General features: G+C 70.3%; 19 protein-coding genes and 2 pseudogenes. 11 read left to right on the top strand and 10 right to left on the bottom strand.

Features of this window, described 5'->3' with window-relative positions; genetic code table 11:
* The first annotated feature begins 24 nt into the window (after nt 1-24).
* From ABZX75_RS24660 to ABZX75_RS24635, 6 genes are read left to right on the top strand one after another with little or no spacing between them, the layout of a single operon-like run.
* Nucleotides 25-2,478, top strand: coding sequence for an FAD-dependent oxidoreductase (locus ABZX75_RS24660; RefSeq protein WP_355414035.1), 2,454 nt, complete (start codon nt 25-27; stop codon nt 2,476-2,478).
* Between the two features lie 18 nt (nt 2,479-2,496).
* A complete protein-coding gene (solA, locus tag ABZX75_RS24655; RefSeq protein ID WP_355414033.1) occupies nt 2,497-3,651 on the top strand; it encodes an N-methyl-L-tryptophan oxidase in 1,155 nt (384 codons plus the stop codon).
* 10 nt (nt 3,652-3,661) lie between these two features.
* Complete coding sequence (locus tag ABZX75_RS24650) at nt 3,662-4,792, top strand: aromatic ring-hydroxylating dioxygenase subunit alpha (RefSeq protein WP_355414031.1); 1,131 nt, start codon at nt 3,662-3,664, stop codon at nt 4,790-4,792.
* On the top strand, nt 4,785-6,257 hold the full coding sequence (locus ABZX75_RS24645; protein WP_355414029.1) for an aldehyde dehydrogenase family protein: 1,473 nt from the start codon (nt 4,785-4,787) through the stop codon (nt 6,255-6,257). The genes ABZX75_RS24650 and ABZX75_RS24645 overlap by 8 nt, the downstream gene beginning before the upstream one ends.
* Nucleotides 6,258-6,285: 28 nt before the next feature.
* A complete protein-coding gene (locus tag ABZX75_RS24640; RefSeq protein ID WP_355414027.1) occupies nt 6,286-7,839 on the top strand; it encodes an amino acid permease in 1,554 nt (517 codons plus the stop codon).
* Nucleotides 7,836-9,383, top strand: coding sequence for a GMC family oxidoreductase N-terminal domain-containing protein (locus ABZX75_RS24635; RefSeq protein ID WP_355414025.1), 1,548 nt, complete (start codon nt 7,836-7,838; stop codon nt 9,381-9,383). The genes ABZX75_RS24640 and ABZX75_RS24635 overlap by 4 nt, the downstream gene beginning before the upstream one ends.
* Before the next feature lie 36 nt (nt 9,384-9,419).
* Here the strand turns inward: ABZX75_RS24635 and ABZX75_RS24630 are convergent, their stop codons facing one another.
* A complete protein-coding gene (locus ABZX75_RS24630; protein ID WP_355414023.1) occupies nt 9,420-10,175 on the bottom strand; it encodes an anti-sigma factor in 756 nt (251 codons plus the stop codon).
* Nucleotides 10,172-10,696 carry an ECF RNA polymerase sigma factor SigK gene (gene sigK / locus ABZX75_RS24625; RefSeq protein WP_355414103.1) on the bottom strand — a complete coding sequence of 175 codons (525 nt, stop codon included), beginning with the start codon at nt 10,694-10,696 and terminating at the stop codon, nt 10,172-10,174. The genes ABZX75_RS24630 and sigK overlap by 4 nt, the downstream gene beginning before the upstream one ends.
* Before the next feature lie 324 nt (nt 10,697-11,020).
* On the opposite strand from sigK, the pseudogene ABZX75_RS24620 reads away from it, so the two are divergent.
* From ABZX75_RS24620 to ABZX75_RS24610, 3 genes and pseudogenes are all read left to right on the top strand, one after another.
* Nucleotides 11,021-11,206: pseudogene (locus ABZX75_RS24620) on the top strand (molybdopterin-binding oxidoreductase); the annotation flags it as partial.
* Between the two features lie 148 nt (nt 11,207-11,354).
* A pseudogene (locus tag ABZX75_RS24615) lies at nt 11,355-11,540 on the top strand (molybdopterin-binding oxidoreductase); the annotation flags it as partial.
* A gap of 94 nt (nt 11,541-11,634) precedes the next feature.
* Nucleotides 11,635-12,282, top strand: coding sequence for a fasciclin domain-containing protein (locus tag ABZX75_RS24610; protein ID WP_355414021.1), 648 nt, complete (start codon nt 11,635-11,637; stop codon nt 12,280-12,282).
* Between the two features lie 194 nt (nt 12,283-12,476).
* On the opposite strand, the gene ABZX75_RS24605 is transcribed toward ABZX75_RS24610, so the two are convergent.
* The 3 genes from ABZX75_RS24605 to ABZX75_RS24595 all read right to left on the bottom strand — a co-directional run bounded on the left by ABZX75_RS24605 (nt 12,477) and on the right by ABZX75_RS24595 (nt 15,730).
* The gene (locus ABZX75_RS24605; RefSeq protein WP_355414019.1) at nt 12,477-12,842 is read right to left on the bottom strand and encodes an STAS domain-containing protein; all 366 of its coding nucleotides are present in this window, start codon (nt 12,840-12,842) and stop codon (nt 12,477-12,479) included.
* A 2-nt stretch (nt 12,843-12,844) separates the two neighbouring features.
* On the bottom strand, nt 12,845-14,251 hold the full coding sequence (locus tag ABZX75_RS24600) for a GAF domain-containing SpoIIE family protein phosphatase (RefSeq protein ID WP_355414017.1): 1,407 nt from the start codon (nt 14,249-14,251) through the stop codon (nt 12,845-12,847).
* A 282-nt stretch (nt 14,252-14,533) separates the two neighbouring features.
* On the bottom strand, nt 14,534-15,730 hold the full coding sequence (locus tag ABZX75_RS24595; protein ID WP_355414101.1) for a phospholipase D-like domain-containing protein: 1,197 nt from the start codon (nt 15,728-15,730) through the stop codon (nt 14,534-14,536).
* Nucleotides 15,731-15,832: 102 nt separating this feature from the next.
* Between ABZX75_RS24595 and ABZX75_RS24590 the strand changes: the two genes are divergently transcribed.
* Nucleotides 15,833-16,114, top strand: coding sequence for an RHS repeat-associated core domain-containing protein (locus tag ABZX75_RS24590; RefSeq protein WP_355414099.1), 282 nt, complete (start codon nt 15,833-15,835; stop codon nt 16,112-16,114).
* Nucleotides 16,115-16,205: 91 nt separating this feature from the next.
* Here ABZX75_RS24590 and ABZX75_RS24585 read toward each other — a convergent pair whose 3' ends face one another.
* The 5 genes from ABZX75_RS24585 to ABZX75_RS24565 form a co-directional block, all read right to left on the bottom strand.
* The gene (locus ABZX75_RS24585) at nt 16,206-18,392 is read right to left on the bottom strand and encodes a cation-translocating P-type ATPase (protein WP_355414015.1); all 2,187 of its coding nucleotides are present in this window, start codon (nt 18,390-18,392) and stop codon (nt 16,206-16,208) included.
* Between the two features lie 2 nt (nt 18,393-18,394).
* Nucleotides 18,395-18,694: a DUF1490 family protein gene (locus ABZX75_RS24580; RefSeq protein ID WP_355414013.1), complete on the bottom strand. Its 300-nt coding sequence runs from the start codon at nt 18,692-18,694 to the stop codon at nt 18,395-18,397.
* A 101-nt stretch (nt 18,695-18,795) separates the two neighbouring features.
* Nucleotides 18,796-19,716 (bottom strand): metal ABC transporter permease, encoded by a 921-nt coding sequence (locus tag ABZX75_RS24575; protein ID WP_355414011.1) that lies wholly within the window; start codon nt 19,714-19,716, stop codon nt 18,796-18,798.
* A complete protein-coding gene (locus ABZX75_RS24570; protein WP_355414009.1) occupies nt 19,713-20,525 on the bottom strand; it encodes a metal ABC transporter ATP-binding protein in 813 nt (270 codons plus the stop codon). Before ABZX75_RS24570 ends, ABZX75_RS24575 begins: the two co-directional genes overlap by 4 nt.
* A gap of 81 nt (nt 20,526-20,606) precedes the next feature.
* Entirely contained in the window at nt 20,607-21,542 is a 936-nt protein-coding gene (locus ABZX75_RS24565; RefSeq protein ID WP_355414007.1) for a zinc ABC transporter substrate-binding protein, read from the bottom strand.
* Between the two features lie 251 nt (nt 21,543-21,793).
* Here ABZX75_RS24565 and ABZX75_RS24560 point away from each other — a divergent pair, with 251 nt between their 5' ends.
* Nucleotides 21,794-23,353, top strand: a complete 1,560-nt coding sequence (locus ABZX75_RS24560) for an ABC transporter substrate-binding protein (RefSeq protein WP_355414005.1) — start codon at nt 21,794-21,796, stop codon at nt 23,351-23,353.
* The last annotated feature ends 1 nt before the right edge of the window (nt 23,354 follow it).

Raw genomic sequence — 23,354 nt, 5'->3', positions numbered from 1 at the left:
TCCCCACCCGACTCAAGGAGGGGCATGTCCCACGCGCCCGTATCCAGTCCCCGTGTCGTGGTCATCGGCGCCGGCATCGTCGGCTGCTCGCTCGCCGACGAGCTGACCGTCCGCGGCTGGACCGACGTCACCGTCCTCGAACAGGGCCCTCTGCCCGCCCCCGGCGGTTCCACCTCCCACGCCCCGGGCCTCGTCTTCCAGACCAGCCCGTCCAAGACACTCAGCGCGTTCGCCACCTACACCGTGGAGAAGTTCGGCGCACTCGAAGTCGACGGACTGGCCTGCTTCAACCCGGTCGGCGGCCTGGAGGTCGCCACCACCGAGGAGCGCTGGGCCGACCTGCACCGCAAGGCCGGTTACGCCGCCTCCTGGGGCATCCGCGGGGAACTGATCACCGCCGAGCGCTGCAAGGAACTGTGGCCACTGCTCGACGAGAGCAAGGTCCTGGGCGGATTCCTCACCCCCGACGACGGCCTCGCCCGCGCCGTCCTCGCCTGCCGCGCCCAGATGGAGCGCGCCGAGCGCCGCGGTGCCCGCTTCCTGGAGCGGCACACCGTCACCGGCATCGAGAGGGAAGGCGGCCGGGTGACGGGCGTCGTCACCGAACGGGGCATCTTCCCGGCCGACCACGTCGTGTCGGCGGCCGGCTTCTGGGGCCCGGTCGTCGGCCGGATGGCGGGCGTCGACGTGCCGCTGCTGCCGCTCGCCCACCAGTACGCGAAGACCCGGCCCCTCCCGGAGCTGGCGGGCCTCAACGACCCCCGTACGGAAGCCTCCCGCCCGATCCTGCGGTTCCAGGACCGCGACCTGTACTTCCGTGAGCACACCGACCGGATCGGCATCGGCAGTTACGCCCACCAGCCGCTGCCCGTCGACCCGTTCACCGTCCCGGCCTACGACGACGCGCCGGTCATGCCGTCCTCCCGCCCCTTCACTCCCCACGACTTCGACCCGAGCTGGGAGGACTGCGCCTGGCTGCTGCCCGCGCTCGGGAAGACCGGGGTGGAGGAGGGTTTCAACGGCGTCTTCTCCTTCACCCCGGACGGGATGCCCCTGCTCGGCGAATCCCGTGACCTGCGCGGCTTCTGGCTCGCCGAGGCAGTGTGGGTCACGCACTCGGCGGGAGTCGCCAAGGCCGTCGCCGAATGGATGGTCGACGGGCGGCCGGGGATCGACGTCCACGAGTGCGACCTGACCCGCTTCGAGGACGCGCAGCGCTCCCCCGCGTACGTCCACGACCGCGGCGCCCAGCAGTTCGTCGAGGTGTACGACGTACTGCATCCCTCGCAGCCCGTGGAACAGCCGCGGCCGCTGCGGGTGAGCCCCTTCCACGCCCGCCAGCAGGAGCTCGGAGCGTACTTCCTGGAGGGCGGCGGCTGGGAGCGTCCGCACTGGTACGAGGCGAACGCCCCGCTCGCCGAGGGGATCGACCTGCCCGAGCGGGACGCCTGGTCGGCCCGCTTCTGGTCACCCATCGCCGCCGCCGAGGCGCGGGCGACCCGCGAGAAGGTCGCCCTGTACGACATGACGCCGCTGCGCAGGCTGGAGGTCACCGGGCCGGGCGCCCTGGCCTTCCTCCAGCGCATGACCAGCAACAACCTCGCCAAGAAGCCCGGCGCGGTGACCTACACCCTGCTCCTCGACGAGACCGGTGGCATCCGCTCGGACCTGACGGTGGCGCGCCTCGCCGCCGACCGCTTCCAGATCGGCGCCAACTCCCGCGCCGACGAGGACTGGCTGCTGCGGCACGCGCCCGACGACGTACGGATCCGCGACATCACCTCCGGCACCTGCTGCATCGGGGTGTGGGGGCCCCTCGCCCGCGAACTGGTGCAGCCGCTGACCCGGGACGACTTCTCCCACGCCGGCTTCGGCTACTTCCGGGTCAGGCAGACCCACCTCGGCCACGTGCCGGTGACGGCGATGCGGCTGAGTTACGTCGGTGAGCTCGGTTGGGAGCTGTACACCAGCGCCGACATGGGGCTCCGCCTGTGGGACACGCTGTGGGAGGCCGGGCGGGAGCACGGTGTGATCGCCGCCGGCCGGTCCGCCTTCAACAGCCTGCGCCTTGAGAAGGGTTACCGCTCCTGGGGCCACGACATGACCGCCGAGCACACCCCGTACGAGGCAGGGGTCGGATTCGCCGTCCGGATGGACAAGGCCGACTTCGTCGGGCGCGAGGCCCTGGCCGCCCTGGAGGACGCGGGCGAACCGCGCCGCAGGCTCACGGCGCTGCTGCTCGACGACCCCGCGGCCGTCGTCCTCGGCAAGGAGCCGGTGTACGTCGACGGTCTGACGGCCGGGTACGTCACCAGCGCCTCCTACGGCTACACGCTGGGCCGCTGTGTCGCGTACGCGTGGCTGCCGCCGCTCACCGCGGGCGCCCCGGTACACATCGAGTACTTCGGCGAGAAGGTCCCGGCGACCGTCGCCGACGAGCCGCTCTTCGACCCCGACATGAGCCGTATCCGCCGCTAGGCCGAGGAGGACCCCGCTGTGTCACCCACCTATGACGTGATCGTCGTCGGCCTGGGCGGAATGGGCAGCGCCGCCGCCCGTCATCTGTCCGCGCGCGGCGCGCGCGTGCTGGGCCTGGAGAAGTTCGGCCCCGTCCACAACCGCGGTTCCAGCCACGGCGGTTCCCGCATCACCCGCCAGTCCTACTTCGAGGACCCCGCGTACGTACCGCTGCTGCTGCGCTCCTACGAACTGTACGAGGCCCTGGAGCGCGACACCGGCCGGGACATCGCGACACTGTGCGGCGGCGTGATGGTCGGCCGCCCGGAGTCCCGTACGGTGTCCGGCTCCCTGCTCTCCGCCCGGCAATGGGATCTGCCGCACGAGATGCTCGACGCGAAGGAGATCCGCCGCCGCTTCCCCACCCTCACCCCCGCCGAGGACGAGGTGGCGCTGTACGAGGCGCGGGCCGGTCTCGTCCGCCCGGAGAACACGGTCGCCGCCCACCTCCAGCTCGCCACCCGGTCTGGCGCGGACCTGCACTTCGAGGAGCCGATGCTGCGCTGGGAGCGGTACCGCGACGGGGTACGGGTCCACACCGCCGAGGACACGTACACGGCGGGCCAGTTGGTGATCTGCCCGGGTGCGTGGGCGCCGCGGCTGCTCACCGACCTGGGTGTGCCGTTCACCATCGAGCGGCAGGTCATGTACTGGTTCCAGCCCGACGGCGGCACCGCGCCGTTCCGCCCCGACAACCACCCCGTCTACATCTGGGAGGACGCGGACGGCATCCAGATCTACGGTTTCCCCTCGATCGACGGACCGGACCTCGGCGCGAAGGTCGCGTTCTTCCGCAAGGGCGTCGTCTGCACCCCGGAGACCATCGAGCGGACCGTGGGCGAGGACGAGGTCGCGGCCATGGCGCACCAGCTCTCCCGGCACATCCCGTCCCTCCCCGGCCGCTTCCTCAAGGCAGCCACCTGCATGTACTCCAACACCCCCGACGAGCACTTCGTGATCGCGCGTCATCCACGGCATCCCGACTCGGTGACCGTCGCCTGCGGATTCTCCGGCCACGGCTTCAAGTTCGTACCCGTCGTCGGCGAGATCGTCGCCGACCTGGCGCTGAACGGCACCACCGAGCACCCCATCGAGCTTTTCGACCCTCGCCGGCTGAGCGCCGCGCCCGCCTGAGGAGCCCGCCGTGACGACCACACCCCTCTCCCCCAGTCTGATCGCCACCCTGCCCGGCCACTTCTACACCGACCCGGAGGTCTTCCGGCAGGAGCAGGAGCGGATCTTCGAATCGATGTGGTTCTGCGCCGTGCGCGGCGCCGACCTCGACAAGCCCGGTGCGTTCCGTACCGTCCGGATCGGACGCGAGAGCGTCATCGTCACCCGCAACCGGGCCGGTGAACTCCGCGCCTTCCTGAACGTCTGCCGACACCGCGGCGCCCGGCTGTGCACTGAGGAGTCCGGCGAGGTGCGGCGCTCGTTGCGGTGCCCGTACCACGCCTGGACGTACGACCTGGACGGCAAGCTGATCGCCGCGCCCAATCTGGTGAAGATGCCCGACGTCGACCGCACCGCATACGGCCTGATCACCGTGCGGCTGCGCGAATGGCTGGGTTACGCGTGGGTGTCTCTGGCCGAGGAGCCGCCGTCGTTCGAGGAGACCGTGATCGGGGCGGCCGTGGAACGGCTCGGCGACGCGGCGTCCGTCGAGCGGTACGGCACGGAGAACCTCGCGCTGGGCAAGCGCATCACATACGACGTGAAGGCGAACTGGAAGCTGATCGTCGAGAACTTCATGGAGTGCTACCACTGCGCGACGATCCACCCGGAACTCACCGAGGTGCTCCCCGAGTTCGCCGACGGTTACGCGGCGCAGTACTACGTGGGCCACGGCGCCGAGTTCGCCGAGGAGGTCAAGGGCTTCACCGTCGACGGCAGCGAAGGCTTCGCCAAGCTGCCCGAGGTCGCCGACGACCAGGACCGCCGCTACTACGCCATCACCGTCAAGCCGACCGTCTTCATCAACCTCGTGCCCGACCATGTGATCCTGCACCGGATGTTTCCGCTCGCCGAGGACCGCACGGTCGTCGAGTGCGACTGGCTGTACGCGCCCGAGGTCGTGGAGTCGGGCGCGGACGTGTCGAAGTCCGTGGAGCTGTTCCACCGGGTCAACGTCCAGGACTTCGACGCCTGCGAGCGCACCCAGCCCGCGATGGCCTCCCGCGCCTACCGCGCCGGCGGTGTGCTCGTACCGACCGAGCACCACATCGGCGTCTTCCACGCCTGGCTGACCGAGCAGCTGGGAGGCATCGGTGCCTGATCTTTTCATCGGCGGCGCGTGGACGACGGCCCGCGACGGACGCACCCGGGAGATCCGCTGTCCCGCCGACGGCTCCCTCGTCGCGGAGGTCGACGAGGCGGGTGGCAAGGACACGGTGGACGCGATCGCCGCGGCCCGCCGGGCCTTCGACGAGGGCCCCTGGCCGCACACGCCGGCCGCCGAGCGGGGAGACCTGCTGCTGCGCGTCGCCGATCTGATCACCCGCGACAAGGAGGCCCTGGCGCGCGCCGAGTCCCTCGACACCGGCAAACGGCTGGTGGAGAGCGGGTACGACGTCGACGACGTCGTCAACTGCTTCCGCTACTTCGGGCGGCTCGCCGCGGCCGAGACGGGCCGGGTGATCGACACGGGCACGGCGAGCGCCGACAGCCAGGTCGTGTACGAGCCGGTCGGCGTGTGCGGGCTGATCACGCCGTGGAACTATCCGCTGCTCCAGACGGCCTGGAAGGTCGCCCCGGCGCTCGCCGCGGGCAACACCTTCGTCCTGAAGCCGAGCGAGCTCACCCCGCACACCGCGATCCAGTTGATGCGGCTCCTCGCGGAGGCCGGGCTGCCGGACGGTGTCGCCAACCTCGTGCCGGGGGCGGGCCCCGAGGCCGGCGCGCCGCTCGCCGACCACCCCGATGTCGACCTGGTCTCCTTCACCGGCGGAGTGCGGACCGGCCGCCGGCTGATGGCGGCGGCCTCCGGGACCGTGAAGAAGGTCGCGCTCGAACTGGGCGGCAAGAACCCGAACATCGTCTTCGCGGACGCCGATTTCGAGGCGGCCGTGGACATGGCGCTGACCGCCGTGTTCCTGCACTCGGGGCAGGTCTGTTCGGCGGGGGCGCGGCTCCTGGTCGAGGACTCGCTGCACGACCGGTTCGTCGACGAGATCGTGCGCAGAACCCGGCGGATCCGCCTGGGCGGTCCCTTCGACGAGCGGGCGCAGACGGGGCCGCTGATCTCGGCCGCCCATCGGGCCAAGGTCGAGGCGTACGTCGCGGACGGTCTGGCCGAGGGTGCGGTACTGCGCTGCGGTGGCGCACGGCCCGAAGGGCCCCCGTACGAGAACGGCTTCTACTACCTGCCGACCGTCCTCGACGAGTGCCGGGCACGGATGTCCGTGGTACGGGAGGAGTCCTTCGGGCCCGTCCTGACGGTGGAGCGGTTCCGCGACGGCGACGGGGACGAGGCCGTCCGGCTCGCGAACGACACGATCTACGGTCTCGCGGGCGCGGTCTGGACGAGCGACGAGGGCAGGGCCCGGCGAATCGCCTCGCGGCTGCGCCTGGGCACCGTATGGATCAACGACTACCACCCCTATCTGCCGCAAGCCGAGTGGGGAGGGTTCAAGCAGTCCGGCACGGGGCGGGAGCTCGGTCCGGCCGGCCTCGCCGAGTACCGCGAGACGAAGCACATCTGGCGCAACACCTCACCGGAGCCGCAGGGCTGGTTCGCCTGAGGCGACCTTCACAGTCCAGGAGTGACACATGGCAGCTGCTCGACCATCCCCGGCGGGCGATGACGCGGAACTCGCCGCATTCGGTTACCGCCCCGAACTCAAGCGGACCCTCGGCACCTTCCACACCTTCGCGGCCGGCATCTCGTACATCTCGATCCTCACCGGCACCTTCCAGCTCTTCTACTTCGGATACGCCAGCGGCGGCCCCGCGTACTGGTGGTCCTGGCCGATGGTCTTCTTCGGCCAGTTCATGGTCGCGCTCTGCTTCGCCGAGCTGGCCGCCCGCTATCCCGTGGCCGGATCCATCTACAACTGGTCGAAGAAGCTGGGCAATCCGCACGTCGGCTGGCTCGCCGGCTGGATGATGCTCCTCGCGTCCGTCGTCTCCATCGCGGCCGTGGCCCTCGCATACCAGTTGACGCTTCCTCAGATATCCTCCGTTTTCCAGTTCGTCGGGGACGGTACGGGGACGTACGACGTGGCGACCAACGCGGTACTCCTCGCCTCCGGACTGATCCTCTTCACCACGGTCGTCAACGCCTTCGGTGTGAAGCTGATGGCGAGGATCAACACCGCCGGTGTCCTCATCGAGCTCATCGCCACCGTCGTGCTGATCGCGCTGCTCGCGGTGAACATCGTGCGCGGGCCGCAGGTCGTCACCGACACCGCCGGGACCGGCTCCGGTCAGTCCTTCGGCTATCTCGGCGCGTTCCTGATCGCCTCGCTCGCCTCGGCCTACGTGATGTACGGCTTCGACACCGCCGCCTCGCTCGGCGAGGAGTCCCTCGATCCCTCGCGCAACGCTCCGCGGGCCCTCATCCGGGCGATCGTGGCCTCCTTCGTCCTGGGCGGGCTGGTCCTGCTCCTCGCGCTGATGAGCGTGTCGAGCCTGCGGGGCGAGAAGCTGTCCACCGACGGACTGCAGTACGTCGTCCTCGACGTCCTCGGCCCGACGGCCGGCAAGGCGATGCTGTGGTGCGTGCTGATCGCGGTCACCGTGTGCGCGCTGGCGGTGCACACGGCGGCGGTCCGGCTCGCGTTCGCCATGGCCCGGGACAACAACCTGCCCGCTTCCTCGCGGCTCGCGAAGGTCAGCCCCCGGTTCGGCACCCCGATCCTGCCGACCGTGATCATCGGGGCGCTCGCGCTGGTGATCCTGCTGGTCAACATCCGCCAGCCGCAGATCTTCACCGTGGTCACCAGCATCGGCATCGTCATGATCTACGTCGCCTATCTCCTGGTCACCGGGCCGATGCTGGTGGCGCGGCTGCGCGGCAGGTGGCGGCCCGCCGAGGACAGGTTCTCCCTCGGCCGCTGGGGACTGCCCGTCAACATCGTCGCCGTGCTGTGGGGCGCGGCGATGACGCTGAACCTCATCTGGCCGCGGCCGGCCGTGTACAACGCCACCGCCCCCTACCACTGGTACCTGCGGTGGGGCGCGGTCCTGTTCGTCGGAGCGATCGCGCTCGGCGGCTTCGCCTACTACTGGTTCGTCCAGCGCCACCGTACGGGCGTCCTGGCCGAACACGCCGCCGTGGCACACCCCGAGCCCGTTGCGCTGAAGGAGGTCACCCCCTCATGAGCGAAGAGTTCGACTACGTCGTGGTCGGTGGCGGAACCGCGGGCAATGTCGTCGCGGCGCGGCTGAGCGAGGACCCGTCGGTCACGGTGTGCGTCCTGGAGGCGGGCCCCAGCGACGTCGGCGACGACAACGTCCTGAAGCTGGAACGGTGGATGGGTCTGCTGGAGTCCGGCTACGACTGGGACTACCCGGTCGAGCCGCAGGCGAGCGGCAACAGCTTCATGCGGCACGCCCGCGCCAAGGTGCTCGGCGGCTGCTCCTCGCACAACTCCTGCATCGCCTTCTGGGCGCCCGCGGAGGACCTGGACGACTGGGCGGCGGCCGGGTGTACGGGCTGGAGCGCGGCGGACCTGTTCCCCCTCTACAGCCGACTGGAGAACAACGACGCTCCCGGCGACCACCACGGCCGGTCCGGACCGGTGAAGCTGCGCACCCTCAAGGGCGGGGACCCCTGCGGCGCGGCCCTCCTGGAGGCCTGTGCGCAGGCGGGCATACCGACGACCCCTTTCAACGCCGGTTCGACGGTGGTGCGGGGCGCCAACTGGTTCCAGATCAACTCGGACGAGAACAACATCCGCCAGTCCTCCTCGGTGGCGTACCTCCACCCGGTGATGGGCAAGCGGCCGAACCTGGAGATACGCACCCGAGTGCGGGCGAAGCGGCTGGTGTTCGACGGGCTGCGCTGTACCGGCGCCGAGTACCTGGATCCGGATCTCGTCCACACCCGTACGGTCCGTGCCCGCCGCGAGGTCGTCGTCTCCTGCGGCTCGATCGACACACCGAAGCTGCTGATGCTGTCGGGCATCGGCCCGGCGGAGCATCTGCGGGAGGTGGGCGTGGAGGTGCTCGTGGACTCCGCGGGCGTCGGCGAGAACCTCCAGGACCATCCCGAGGGCGTGGTGATGTGGGAGGCGAAGCGGCCGATGACCACCACGTCGAGCCAGTGGTGGGAGGCGGGCATCTTCTACGACACCGAGCCGGGCCTCGACCGGCCCGACCTGATGTTCCACTACGGCTCGGTGCCCTTCGACATGAACACCGCCCGGCACGGCTATCCGACGTCGGAGAACGCCTTCTGTCTGACCCCCAACGTCACCCGTGCCAGGTCGCGCGGCACCGTGCGGCTGCGCACGCGCGACTACCGCGACAAACCTCGCGTCGACCCCCGGTACTTCACGCACGAGCACGACGTGCGGGTGATGACGTACGGCATCGAGCTGGCCCGCCGGATCGCGGCCCAGCCGGCGCTCTCCGGGTGGGCGGGGGCCGAGCTCGCCCCGGGTCCGGACGTCCGCACCGCCGACGAACTGCTCGACTACATCCACAAGACGCACAACACCGTCTACCACCCCGCCTGCACGGTGAGGATGGGGGCGGACGGCGACCCCATGGCGCCGCTCGACGCCCGTCTGCGGGTGAAGGGAGTCCAGGGGCTGCGGGTGGCGGACGGGTCGGTCATGCCGGATCTCGTCACCGTCAATCCGTGCATCACGACGATGATGATCGGCGAAAAGTGCGCCGATCTGCTCCGCGCGGACGCCTGACGCCGGGCCGGCGCCGGTGAGTGGAGTCTTCGCACCTCAGGCTGGAAGGTTCATGAGCATCAGTGGGGTGGTGGTGGGCTGGGGGGAGCCGCCGGCCGGTTCGAGAGTGAGGCCGACCCCGCGGGCCTGGCCGGGGCCGCCTTCCATCAGTACGGCGCCGTCGTGTGGGAGGAGGCCGGCGGGGCGCATGGTGCCGGCGTCGTCGAACCACAGCTGGTAGGTCCGGCCTTCCGGGGCGGCCGGCAGGCCGGTGGCGATGAAGACGGCCCTGTTCAGGCGTGTGGAGGCCACGACGGATGTGGTGGCCCCGGTGGTGGTGCGGCCGTGGACGCTGCGGGCGTCGGGCGAGGCGAGGACGGCGGTCAGGTCCTGGACCTGCCGGGTGGCCCGGTCGGCCTGGGTACGGGCCTTCTCGGCTTCCTGGTGCTGCCACAGGGACAGGCCGCCGAAGGTGGCGGCCGCGGCGATGCTGGCCGCCACCACGAACGGTCCGGCCTTACGTGTGAGGACTGTGAGGACCCTGGTGAGCCGGGCCGGCTCGGAGGCGCGGGTGTCCGGGGGGAGCTGGCGGACGGTGTCGATGCGGCGCAGGACCGACTGCTTCAGCCCGACGGGTGCGGGCAGGGCCGCGGCCGCGGCCAGGCGGGCGGACGTGGCGGCGAAGCCGGCCACTTCCCGTTTGCACGATGCGCATCGTTCGAGGTGGGTGTGGAAGGTGTGGTGCTCCTCCCCGGTCAGTGCGTCCAGGGCGTACGCGCCGGTGAGGGTGTGCAGGTCTTCGTGGTGCTTCATGTGGTCACCCCCATGCAGTCGCGCAGCCGGATCAGTCCGTCGCGCATGCGTGTCTTGATGGTCGCGAGCGGGGCCCGGAGTGTTTCCGCGACCTCGCGGTAGGTCAGGCCCTGGTAGTAGGCCAGCGTCACGGCCTGTCGCTGCAGTTCGGTCAGCCCGCGCAGGCAGCGGCGCACCTGTTCGCTGTCCAGGCGGGTCTCGACCTGCTCGGCGACTTCGTCGAACGGGCGCTGATGGTCACGTACCGCGCTGTCGTGGTCGCGGTTGGCGGCGGCCTGGGCGGAACGGACCCGGTCGACGGCACGGCGGTGCGCAATGGTCGCCACCCAGGTCATGACGGAGCCCTGATCGGGGCGGTAGCGGGCGGCCTGGCGCCAGATGTCGATCATCGCCTCCTGGGCTGCCTCCTCTGACTGGGCGTGGTCGCGTACGACTTTGACCACGATCCCGAACACGGTGTTCGCGACGGCGTCGTAGAGGACGGAGAAGGCGTCCTTGTCTCCGCGGCCGACCTGCTCCATCACGTCCTCAAGCTGTGGCGCGCCGTCGTGGGCGCCGCCGAACGACCGGTGTGGCTTCACAGGCACCCCGTCCCGCGTCGTCGAGCCGGGTGCCGTGGCTCGGCGCCATTGCGGCCACGCTTGTGCATCCATGGCATGAACAGTCCCTTGCTTACGGACGGGACCGGCCCTGTCCGGGTGGGGGCCGGCCGGGTATTCGCTCCGCTGGTCTCGTACGTGCTTCGTAGCGGGCGCCCGTACGGATTGCCCTGCCCGCTCGGCAACACCGACACAGGCTGTCATCCGGTCGGAGGAGGGACCAATCCGCCGGACGGAGGGCAGCGAATGGGCTGTGTGAGCAACTTCCGCAAGGCCTTCTCCCGCGGCGCACGGGGCGCCGTATCCGGTCTGCTGTCCGGCTACACCGCCCTGGCGGTGGCCGAGCTCGTCGCCTCGCTGGTGAGGCCGCAGGCGGGACCGGTGACCGTCGTGGGCGGAGCCGTGATCGACCGGACACCGGCCGCGCTGAAGGCGCGGGGATCCTGTATTTCCTGGCCGGAAAGCCGGCCTCCGGCCCGGCGTCCGGCTCGGCGGCAACCAGCACGGGGTGGTCACGACGCGGGTTCCTCGTGGCGGCCTCCGTCACGGGGCGGGATGCCCCGGTGCTGGGCCCACCGACCTCGCCGCCCAGGCAACCGTCGACACCTGGCGCCAGTGGTCCTTCCCCTGGAAGGCCACCCCCGGCGGCCACACCCTCACCGTCCGCGCCACCGACGGCACCGGCGTGACGCAGACCGAGGAGCGCACGCGGACCGTCCCCGACGGGGCGAGCGGCCGGCACAGCGTCTTCGTGACCGCGGGATAGCCCCCAGAGCACCGGCCCCGAAGAGGGCCGGAACCTCACACGTTTCGTCAACCTCCGTTGCGGACAGTCCAGACACAACCAGGAGATACTGATCATGTCCAGCACCCTGCGTATCCGCCGTACCGCGCTCGCCGTCGCGGCGGCCGCGATCCTGCCCTTCTCCCTCGCCGCCTGCTCGGATTCGGGCAGCGACAGCGCTTCCGGCAGCTCCGCCGACAAGAGCGGCGACACCGCCGCCTCGCAGGCGGCCACCCCGGACGCATCCATGGACCAGCCGTTCGGCCCGGCCTGCGCCGGCGTCCCCAAGGAGGGCGCGGGCAGCTTCGACGGCATGGCCGAGGACCCGGTCGCCACCGCCGCCTCCAACAACCCGGCGCTGTCCACCCTGGTCTCCGCCGTCAAGCAGGCGGGACTGGTCGATACCCTCAACAACGCCAAGGACATCACCGTCTTCGCCCCGACGAATGACGCCTTCGCCAAGATCCCGAAGGCCGATCTGGACAAGGTCCTCGCCGACAAGGAACAGCTGACGAAGATCCTCACCTACCACGTGGTGGGGCAGAAGCTGACCCCCGAGCAGCTGGAGAACGGCTCCTTCGACACCCTGCAGAAGGGCAAGCTCACCACCAGCGGCTCCGGGGAGTCGTACAAGGTCAACGATTCCTCGAACGTGGTCTGCGGCAACGTCAAGACCGCCAACGCCAACGTGTACATCGTCGACACCGTGCTGATGCCGAAGTAGTCCTCCACCCCGGACGGCCGATGACGGGCCCGTGGGCCGGAACTCCTCCCAGGAGTTCCGGCCCCCGTGCTGTCCGGTGCGCTGCCGACGGGCGTGGGTCGGCACTGCGTGACCCCGAACATGCCGCGACTGGTCGCCTTACCGCAATGGGGTCCGTCGCATGGTGTCGATGGCGCTGCCGGGCGATGCGGGGCTCACCGCGGTTCGTCGGTGGAGTGTGCGCGCACGGCGGCGTCGGCGCTGGGGTACGCGGGAAGCACGGTGCTCACGCCGGTGAAGTCGAGCATCCGGGCGAGGCGGTCGGGGATCGAGGCCAGGGCCAAGGAACCGTCCGCGGTCTTCGCGCAGCGCATGATGCCGATCAGGGCGTTGAGACCGGAGGAATCGCAGAAGGTCACCTGTGCCAGGTCCAGAACCAGGTGCGAGTGTCCCTGGGCGATAAGCGCCAGGGCGCTGCCGCGCAGGGTTGGAGCCGTCTCGATGTCGATGTGACCGCCGACCGAGAGGACTGCCAGGCGGCCGTCGGTGCTGGAGGTGGTGAGAGTGAGGCCGTCGGTCATGGTCAGTGCTCCTGGCCGGCGCTGGCTGCGCCATCGGCGGGCGGGGCGGCGGCAGGGGTTCGGACCGTCGATGCCACCGCGATGTGCTCAGCCGGCCGGCCTCCAAGAGGCACGGAGAGGGCGAGCATAGCGATGTCGTCACCAGGGCCCGAGGGCAGGTCGGCAAGGAGAGCGACGGTGTCGTCCACGAGGCGGGCGGCGTCGGCTGTATCGAGGGTGGCGAGGAACGCGGCTACGCCCTCCTCGCCCAGCATGGTGCCGTCCTTCAGGCGCGCCTCGGTGAGCCCGTCTGTGTAGAGGAGTAGGCCGTCACCCGGGGCGAGGTGGAAGGTGCGAGAGGCGAAGTGTGCTTCGGCGAGGGCGCCGACGAGCATGCCGCCCCGGGGGCGCACGCTCTCCACCCGCATTGCGCCGTCGTGCCCGCGCTTGAGGTGGAAGAGCGGGGGGTGTCCTCCCGTGGCGATCTCCACGGTGAACCTGCCGTCCTGCTGGGGTGTGATCGTGCCGAAGACGCAGGTGCAGTATCGGCTGCCGATCGAAGGGTCGAGGAGCAGAGCGCTGTTGAGGGCGTCGAGCACTGCTGTGGAATCAGTGTGGTGCTGGGCCGCCTCACGCAGTGTGTAGCGGGTCAGCGAGGTGACGACCGCGGCTTCGGCGCCCTTGCCGCACACGTCTCCGATGAAGAAGGCCCACCGGCTGCTCCCCAGGGGGAAGACGTCGTAGAAGTCGCCGCCGACATCACGCGGGGAGTCAGTCTGGTAGTGGCAGGCGAGTTCGAGCCCCGGTACCGCGGGCAGCGACGGTGGCAGCAGGGTCCGCTGGAGCGTGGAGGCGAAGGCCGCGATCGCCTCCGTGTCACGCTCCGCTCGCTCGCGGGCCGCCTCCTGTTCCTTGCGCCGTTCCTGCTCCTCCCGCAGCCGGTGCAGCGCGGAAAGACGCAGTTCCAGAGCGTCCAGGACCACGGCGGCGAGGTCGGTCAGGGTTGCGATGTCGGCTTCCGTGATCAGGCGCGGCTTGGTGTCGAGGATGTTGACGGTGCCCAGCCGGTAGCCGTCAGAGGTGATGATCGGCGCGCCGGCGTAGAACCGCACCCCCATCGGACCTGCGACCAGCGGGTTGGAGCAGGCGTCCGAATCGCGGAGAGCGTCGGGAATCACCAGAGTGTCGTCGGTCAGGACAGCCGAGGCGCACAGGCCCGGGTCCCGGCCGATCTCGGACACTCCGTCGAGGCCGTGGGCGGCCTTGAACCAGATCCGGTCCGTGTCGACGATCGTCACACTCGCCACGGGGACATCGAACAGCCGGGCAGCCATCGCCGCGACCCGGTCGAACGCTCCGTCCGGCGGGGTGTCGAGGATGTCGTAGCGGCGTACGGCTTCCATCCGTGCCGCCTCCTCCTCGGCCGACATACGCGGAGGCGACCCGTCCGCTTCAGAGGAACTCGCAGGAACACCTGGCATGACTGGCCTTCTGCTTTCCACGACGGGACCGGACCCCGGCGGCCGACCCTCGACCGCTGACCCTACGACACCGCCCAAACCCAATCGTCCCGGGCGAAGGGGGCTGGCTCCGACTCCGTGATCAGACCAGCCACATCAAGATCATCTCACCGGTGAGCAGCAGCGAGCAGGACAACCTTTTCTCGCCCGTCCTCGGCTGTGCGGCATCATGAGGCCCGGCGGGCGCCGGGGTCACAGGAACCGGCGGATGGGCAGCACGGCCACCTCGCGGGCCCGCTGTACGACGGAGCGGCTCTTCCACCGGCCGGCCCTGATCGGTTCACTGGCCGCCACGTCCGCCTCGAAGTGCTCATCCAATGTGGCGGTGAACTCCTGGTCCAGGACGGCGAGCATGACTTCCTCGTCGTGGTCGAGGGAGCGCCGGTTGAAGTTCGTCGAGCCGATCAAAGCGGCGACTTGATCGACGGTGATGACCTTGGCGTGCATCATCGTGGGCTGGTACTCGTAGATCTTCACCCCGCAGGCGGTGAGCTCCTCGTAGTAGTGCTGGCCGGCCAGCTGGCAGACCCGTTTGTCGGTGTGGGGGCCGGGCAGCAGGATCTCCACCTCGACCCCGCGCCGCGCGGTGGCGCACAGCAGCTCGATGAAGTACGCGTCCGGTGAGAAGTAGGCGGTGGCCAGACGGAAGCGTTCCTCGGCGGACTCCAGCATCACGCGGATCAGGGTCTGCATGTCCTGCCATCCGAAGCTGGCCGAGCCGCGCACCACCTGCACGATTGCCTCGCCTTGCGGACGGTGCTCGACGAACCGGTCCCGGTCGTCGAAGAGCTCGTCGTGGCACTCGGCCCAGTTCTGGGCGAACGCGGCGGCAATGCCGTCCACGGCAGGCCCGCGGACCTCGACGTGTGTGTCCCGCCACTCGTTCTCGTTACGCGCGTTGCCGCACCACTCCTCCGCGATCCCCACCCCGCCGGTGAACGCGGTCTCCTCGTCCACGACGAGAACTTTGCGGTGACAGCGGTGGTTCTGCTTCAGCGGTGAGAGAAACAGCGGCTTGCGGAACCACGCCACCTGCACCCCGGCCCGCTCCATCGCGTGAAGCTGCTCGGCCTCGATCAGCCGGCTGCCGAACCCGTCCAGTAGCAGCCGCACCCGCACCCCGGCGCGGGCCCGCTCGGCGAGTGCCTGGGCGAACTGGCGGGCGATGTCACCCCTCCAGTAGACGAACGTCATCATGTCCACCGTGTGCTCGGCGCGGCGGATCCCGGCCAGCATGGCGGCGAAGATCTCATCCCCGTTGCGCAAGGCGGTGAGCGCATTGCCTTCGGTCGCCGCGATCCCTATCAGCCGCTCCAGACGTCGCCTTATCCGTACGACGCGGTCCTCGACGGACGGCGCACCTGGCGCATCGGGCGCCTGCGGGGTCATCGCGGGCGGCTGGGTACTGGTCATGGCGTCACCTGGCCGGAACACGACGAGGAAACGTCAGGCCGCGATGCCCGGTCCGGCGCGGGCTGAGCAGCGAGCTGACTGTACCGCCGGGCGCCTCGGCAGTACGGCGACCCCCGCCACGGCCAATCAGCCACCCGCTACCACTGGCTCGGCGGCGAGCAGCGCTCCAGCGAGACCCTCACCGGTCTCACACGGATGGGCGTCCGTCTCTACAGCCCGGCCACCGGCCGGTTTCTGTCACTCGGCCCGGTGCGCGGCGGCGGGGACAACGCCTACGGGTACCCCGCCGACCCGGTCAACTCGTACGGCCTGGACGGCAAGCTCTGGGGGGAAGGTGTGGAGGTGGACCAAGCGCAATAAGTGGAACATCGCGCTCACCGCGGCCGGCGTGGCATGCGGCTTCGCGGCCGGGGGCGAAGGGGAGGGGCAGGCGGCGCCCGCTCCTGCCCGGCTAGCGCACGCGGTGGTCCTCCAGCGGGGCTGCCCTCAGCACCCCGTCAGCTACGCGGGGCAGGTGCGGGGTGTGGTTGACCAGGCGGGCCGAGTTGCCGACGACCGCGATGCTGCTGGTGTTGTGCAGCAGGGCGGCAAGGACCGGGTTCATGGAGCCGCCGGCTCCGGCGATGAGACCGAGCAGGTTGACGCCTATCGCGAGTCCGTAGTTCTGGCGGACCACGCGCAGCGTGTGGCGGCTGAGCTCGACCACGGCGGCGACCTGGCGCAGGTCGTTGCCGGCGAGCGCGATGTCGGCGGTCTCCAGGGCCACGTGCGAGGAGTGTTCGCCCATGGTGATGCCCACGTCGGCCAGCGCCAGGGCGGGGGCGTCGTTGGTGCCGTCGCCGACCATGGCGACCGTGTGGCCTTCGGCCTGAAGGTCGCGGATCAGCTGGAGTTTGGCCTCCGGCAGGGCATGGGCGTGCACCTCGGTGATGCCGAGGGTGTCGGCGACGACCTGGGCGGTCTCCGGCGCGTCGCCGGTGAGCAGGATCAGGCGGGACACGCCGAGGGCGCGCAGTTGTTGGACGACGGTCTCGGCTCCGGCGCGCACGGCGTCGGACACTCCGAGCATGCCGATGAGGTCCTCGTCGTGGGCCAGGCAGATGACGGTCTCGCCGCCGCCGCGGAGGCGTTCGGTCCAGCCCTGGGCGTCCTCGGTCAGGGCGACGCCGTGTTGGCGCAGCAGGGCCGGGCTGCCGACGAGGAGGCGGGTACCGTCGAGTTCGGCGCGCATGCCCATGCCGAGTACGACCTCGCAGGCCTGGTGAATGGGGACGTGCAGGTGCTGTTCCTCGGTGCGGGCGACGATGGCCTGCGCGAGCGGGTGGCGGGCGTGCAGTTCGCCGGAGGCGGCGAGGCTCAGGACCTCGTCGGCGGTGAAGCTGTCGGTGAGCGTGACGACGCTGGTGACGAGCGGCTTGCCGAAGGTGAGGGTGCCGGTCTTGTCGAAGACGACGGCGGTGACCCGGCCGACGCCCTCCAGATGGGTGCCGCCCTTGATGAGCGTGCCTCGGCGGGCGCCGTTGCCGATGGCGGCGCTGATGGCGGTGGGTGTGGCCAGGCCGGCCGCGCAGGGGCAGGCGATCAGCAGCATCGTCATGGCGCGCCGCGGGTCGCGGGTGACCACGTAGGTCAGTGCGGCCAGGGCGAAGGAGACGGGGACGAAGCGCTGGGTGAAGCGGGTGGCCACGGTCTGGATCGGCGCCCGGTCCGACTGGGCCTCCTCGACCCGGCTGATGATCCGGCCCACCGTGGTGTCCCTGCCGACCGAGTCCGCGCGGACGGTGAGCGAGCCCGAGGTGACGATCGTGCCGGCGTACACGTGTGCGCCTTCCCGGGCGTAGACGGGGAGGGCCTCGCCGGTCACGGCGGCCTGGTCCACCAGGGCCTCGCCGGAGACGGCGTGGCCGTCGACCGGGATGCGGTGGTGCTCGTACACGGCGACCACGTCTCCGGGTTCCACCGTGTCGAGATCGACCTCGATCTCCACGCCCTCGCGTACCAGCCAGACTCGTTCCTCGCCGATGGTGAGGAGGTCCTCGATGGCGCGGCGGGTGCGGCGCAGGGTGAGGGTCTGGAGGAATTCGCCGATGTTCAGCAGCCACAGGACGGTGAGGGCGACCACGTTCTCGCGGAGCACCAGCGAGATGACCGTCGCGGCCGTGACCAGGGTGTCCGTACCGGGACTGCTGCGTCCGCGCAACGTGCGCAGGGCGCCGCGGAAGAAGGGCAGACCGGTGAAGACGGTGACCACGCCGAGGAAGCCCGAGGAGCCGACGGTCATGCGGGGCCGGCCGAGCAGGCGCCGGAGCGCGACCAGGGCGAGGACGGCGCCGCCGACCACCAGCCGGGCGACTTCACCGGTGGAAGAGTCGGGCATGGACCGGGAGGGCTTGGCCACCACCACGGAAGCGGGCGGGGCCTCTTCGAGGGCGGCGACGAGCTGTTCGACGTTCAGCTGGTCCGGGGCCACCCAGATCACCACGCTGCCGGTACGCGGGAAGACCCGCAGGGCCCGGAAGCCGCTGATGCCGGTCAGCCGGTCGTCCACCAGCCCGGCGCAACCGGGCCGGGCCCGTAGCCAGGGGACGGTCAGCCGAGCGCGCCCCGCGGCCACGGAGCACACGAGCACGGTCGACATGATCAGTGCTCGTGTCCGTGATCGTGGTTCTCGACCTTGACCGCGGAGGGCGGCGGTACCTCCTCGCCGAGCGAGGTACGGGCCTCCGCCAGGACGTCACCGGCCTTGAGCCGGGCCTCCTCGGTGGCCGAGGCCAGCCAGCGGCTCGCGACGATCCCGCCCGCGAGTCCCCCGACCAGCGCCTTGCGCGCGGCCGGCTTGGCGGCGGGCAGATTCTTGATGATCAGGCCGCCCACCACACCGGACACCGCGTAGTGAGCCAGCTTGCCGGCAGCCGTACCGGCGATGGCGAGGGGGTGCATGAACAGCTCCTTCCGTCCGCGCCGCACAGCACGACGGACCTCCACTCCAGTGTGGACCCGGGCGGCTCACCGGGTCGATCCGAGGCCGGCGCGCGCTTCGATCAGACACCTGCGACGGGCTGCTGACCTGCGGGGAGGGCCATGGGAGCGACCTTGGTGGCACGTCGGGTACTGGCCAGTCGGCAGCCGAGGTAGATCAGGAACGAGACGGTCGTGACGTAGGGGCTGATGGGGACGGCGCTTCCGAGGGCGAGCAGGATCCCGCCTTCCATCGCCACCAGCGCGAAGGCGACGCTCAGCACGGGCAGCAGCACCGGGGAGGCCGTGATCCGCGCGGCGGCGGCCGCAGGCGTGACCAGGAGCGCCAGGACCAGCAGGGCTCCGACGATCTGCACACAGAGCGCGACCGCCAGCCCGAGGATCAGCATGAAGGCCAGGGACAGCGCACGGACCGGGACGCCTCTGGCCTCGGCCACCTCCGGATCCGCGCTGGCGAAGGTCAGCGGCCGCCAGACGACGGCGAGGGCGATCAGCACCACCACGGACGTGCCGACGAGCCATGCCATCTGAGGGGTGTCGACGGCGATGATCTGGCCGGTCAGAATCCCGAACTTGTTGGCCGCGCGTCCCTTGTAGAGCGACAGGAAGAGCACGCCCAGCCCGAGGCCGAACGGCATGATGATGCCGATGATCGAGTTTCGGTCGCGGGCACGGACACCCAGAATCCCGATCGCCGCCGCTGCCAGCAGAGAGCCCACGATGGACCCCGCGACGATGTTCAGCCCGAGGAGCAGCGCCGCCGACGCGCCGGCGAAGGACAGCTCGCTGATTCCGTGCACCGCGAACGGCAGGTCTCGCATGATCACGAATACGCCGACCAGACCGCCCACCAGACCCAGCAGGGCTCCGGCCAGCAGGGAGTTGTGGACCAGGGCCAGCAGGTCGCCGTAATGGTCGAAGTTGAAGATCTGCTGCCAGACGCCCCTGTCCTCCCCGTCGGCGAGCGGCCACCGTCCCGTCACGGCCGTCCGCCTCCGTTCCCGTTCGGCCCACCGGAGTGGTGGTGCACAGCGGCCGCGTCGGGTGCCCCTACGACGACGATGCGGCCTCGGACGCGCAGGACATCGACCTCGGTCCCGTACAGCTGCGACAGGGTGGCGGTGGTCATCACCTCGTCCGGCGGTCCGATCCGGAATCCGCCCGGGGCCAGATACAGGACCCGGTCCACCAGGCCCAGGACCGGGTTGATCTCGTGCGTCACGAAGACGACCGCGGTTCCGGCGGAGCGGCGCCGCCGGTCCACCAGCGCGGTGACCGTGCGTTGGTGCTGCAGGTCCAGGGAGAGCAGCGGCTCGTCGCAGAGCAGGATCCGCGGGTCGGTGGCGAGGGCCTGCGCGATGCGTACGCGCTGTTGTTCGCCGCCCGAGAGCCTGCCGACGGGGACATCCGCGTAGGGCAGCGCCCCGACGGAGTCCAGGATCTCGTCCACGCGGCGGCGGATCGCGCCCGGGGCCGGCGACACCCCCCAGCGGTGCCCTTCCATCCCGAGCCGGACCAGGTCCCGGGCCCGCAGCATCGTGTGGGCCGGGAGGGACTTCTGCTGGGGTACGTAGCCGATGTGGCTGCTGCCGCGGGGGGCGGGCCCGCCGAGGACGGCCAAGGTGCCCGCGGTGAGGGGCTGGCGACCCAGCAATACGCGCAGCAGGCTCGTCTTGCCCGATCCGTTCGGCCCCAGTACCGCCAGGAACTCCCCGGGCAGCACATCGAGGTCCAGATCGCGCCACAGCGTGCGATCTCCGTAGGCCAACGCGGCCCCCCGCAGACTGATCACCGGTGTGGAAGGGGCGCTATCCGCGGCGGCGGGTGCCGAGCGGGAAAGCGGTGCGACGGCCTCCGTACGGTCCACGGTCCCTCATCGGTCCAGGGCGCCCTTGAGCGCGTCGACGTTGGACGTCATCCAGCCGACGTAGTCCTCGCCTGCTGGGAGGGTCTCGGTCGCGGTGACCACGGGAATGCCGTTGTCCTCGGCCGCCTCCTTGACCTTCTCCGTCTGGGGACCGGCGGTCTGCTCGTTGTACACCAGCGCCTCGACCTGGCCCCCGGTGAACAGCGCGAGCGTCTCCCGCAGGCTCCTGGGCGAGACCTCCTCGCCCTCCTCGATGGCTTCGCTGAAGTCCGCGGGTGTCTTGTTCACCAGGCCGCACGCCTCGATCAGGTACAAGGGAACCGGCTCGGTGACCGCCACGGCGGTGCCCGCGTGGCGGGCGTTGATCTGATCCGTCCGGCCCTGGAGGGTCGCCAGCTCGTCCTTGAACGCCTTGGCGTTCTCCTTGAAGACGGTGCTTTCCGTCGGCGCTGCCCTGGCCAGGGCGTCGGCGATCCGGTCGGCGAGTTTGCCCACGGTGGGGAAGTCGTACCAGACGTGCTCGTTGAACTCCCCGGCCGCGTCGGGAGTCTTCCCCGAGACCTCCACCGCGTCGATCACCTCGGCCGAGGAGTTGCCCGCACTGCGGAGCATCCGGCCGACGAACTCGTCGTAGCCGGCGCCGTTCTCCACGACGACCTTCGCCTTGGACAGCTCCAGCTGGTTGCGCGTACCGGCTTCGTACGAGTGCGGATCCTGGGTGGGGTCACTGATGATCGAAACGACGTCGACCCTGTCGGCCCCGATCTGTTCGACGATGTCCCCGTACACGTTGGTGGATGCGACCACGGGGACGACCGGCGAGGGGGCCGCGCCCTGCGGGCTCTGGGCGGAAGCGGCACCCGCGGAGCCACCGGAGCCGTAGATCAGCGCCAGTGCGAGCCCGGTGAGAACACCCGGGCCGCGAGCTGAGGACGCCTGCATGCCCCTCCTCCCAACCGAAGCGAAGCCGAAACGGTTTTCATTCGAGTATCTCGCCGTCGCTTCCCGTCCTCCACCGGAGCGGCCCGCCACAGCCCTGACCTGGAGCGGCCGGGGACGCGACGGCCCACGAACCATCAGACCGCATTGACAATCATTTTCATTTAAGTAAAACTTTCGGCGCCACCACCCCGTCGCGCCTCCTGCCCCGGGAGTTCCGTGCGCAGTCCACACCAAAGTGATCTGGGAGCAACATGTCGACATTCCGGAACCGCCGAGAGTTCCTTGCCCTGGCCGGTGCCGCCGGTACGGCCGGAATCCTGGCCCTCACCGGTTGCGGATCCGGCGCCGGGAGCGGGACCGCGGCCGACGGGAAGGCGGCACCCACGCGGGGCGGTCAGTTCCGTGCCCTGTTCACGGGCGGCGGCGAGCGGGAGACCATCGACCCGCACGCCGAGGCCCTGGCCATCGACATGGCGCGTACCAAGGCCCTGTTCGACCGGCTCGTCGACCTGGACGCCAGTATGGCGCCGGTCCCCCGGCTCGCCGAGAAGTGGGAGGCCAGCGCCGACGCCACCGTGTGGCGGTTCACCCTCCGGGAGGCCCTCTTCCACGACGGGAAGAAGCTCACGCCCGAGGACGTGCTGTTCAGCTTCGGCCGCATCCTCGACCCGAAGGCGACCAACCACTTCGCTCAGGGCCTGCTGTCGGTCATCGATCTGAAGAACAGCCGGGGTATCGGCGAGAACACGGTCGAGCTCGCGCTCACCCGGCCCAGCGCCGAACTGCCCGCGCAGCTGGGCACGCTGGGCACCGCCATCGTCAGTGCCCGCTACGCCGACCCGGCCCAGCCCGTCGGCACCGGGGCGTTCCGGCTGAAGTCCTTCGAGGCCGGCCGGTCGTTCGTCGCCGAGCGGTTCGACGACCACTGGGACGGCGGGGCATACGTGGACGAGCTGCGCATCCTGTCCGCCGACGCCGACGCGCGCGGCAACGCGCTGCGGGGAGGCGAGGCGGAGTACGGATATGAGATGACGCCGACGTTCGCCCGTACCGCCGCCGCCGACAAGTCGGTCCGGATCGTCGCCGCCAAGGGCAGCACGGCCCACGCCATCGTCATGAAGTGCGACCAGGAGCCCTTCCACAACCGTGATGTCACCCTGGCGTTCAAGCTGCTCGCCGACCGCGAGAAGCTGGTCGAGGTCGTCCTGGCCGGCCAGGGCGTCGTCGGCAACGACATGTTCGGCAAGGGCTACCAGTACTACCCCGAGGACATTCCGCAGCGGAAGCGCGACGTCGCCGAGGCGCGCTCCTTGCTGCGCAAGGCCGGTGTGCTGAACAAGACGCTGTCCATCTACACCTCCTCCGTGGCCACCGGGTTCGTGGAGGCGGCGACGCTCTTCGCCGAGCAGGCGGCCGAGGCGGGCCTGCGGATCGAGGTCACCACCGGGGCCTCCGAGACGTACTTCAAGGACCAGCTGACCAAGGGGGTGATGGGCAGCCACCGTTCCGGCGCCATGACGATCCCCACGTACCTCAACGACCGGTTGCTCACCACGTCGGCCTTCAACGCGTCCGGGTGGCGCCGCAAGGACTTCGACGAGGCCTTCGCCAAGGCGCGGTCCACGGCCGACGAGGGCGAGCGCACCCGTCTGTACGGGGAGCTCCAGCGCACCGTCCACGACGAGGGCGGTCTGCTGATGTGGGGCCACCCGGACTGGCTGAACGCGGTCTCCTCCCGGGTACAGGGCGTCAAGGAGGCCCCGCCCAACACCCTCGACTCCGCCCGCTTCGACAAGGTGTGGCTGGCCTGAC

It is taken from the genome of Streptomyces sp. NPDC003038 (assembly GCF_040611115.1).
Classification (GTDB): Bacteria; Actinomycetota; Actinomycetes; order Streptomycetales; family Streptomycetaceae; genus Streptomyces.
The sequence above is the reverse complement of the archived record's forward strand: the minus strand, read 5'-3'. Positions and strand labels throughout refer to the sequence as shown.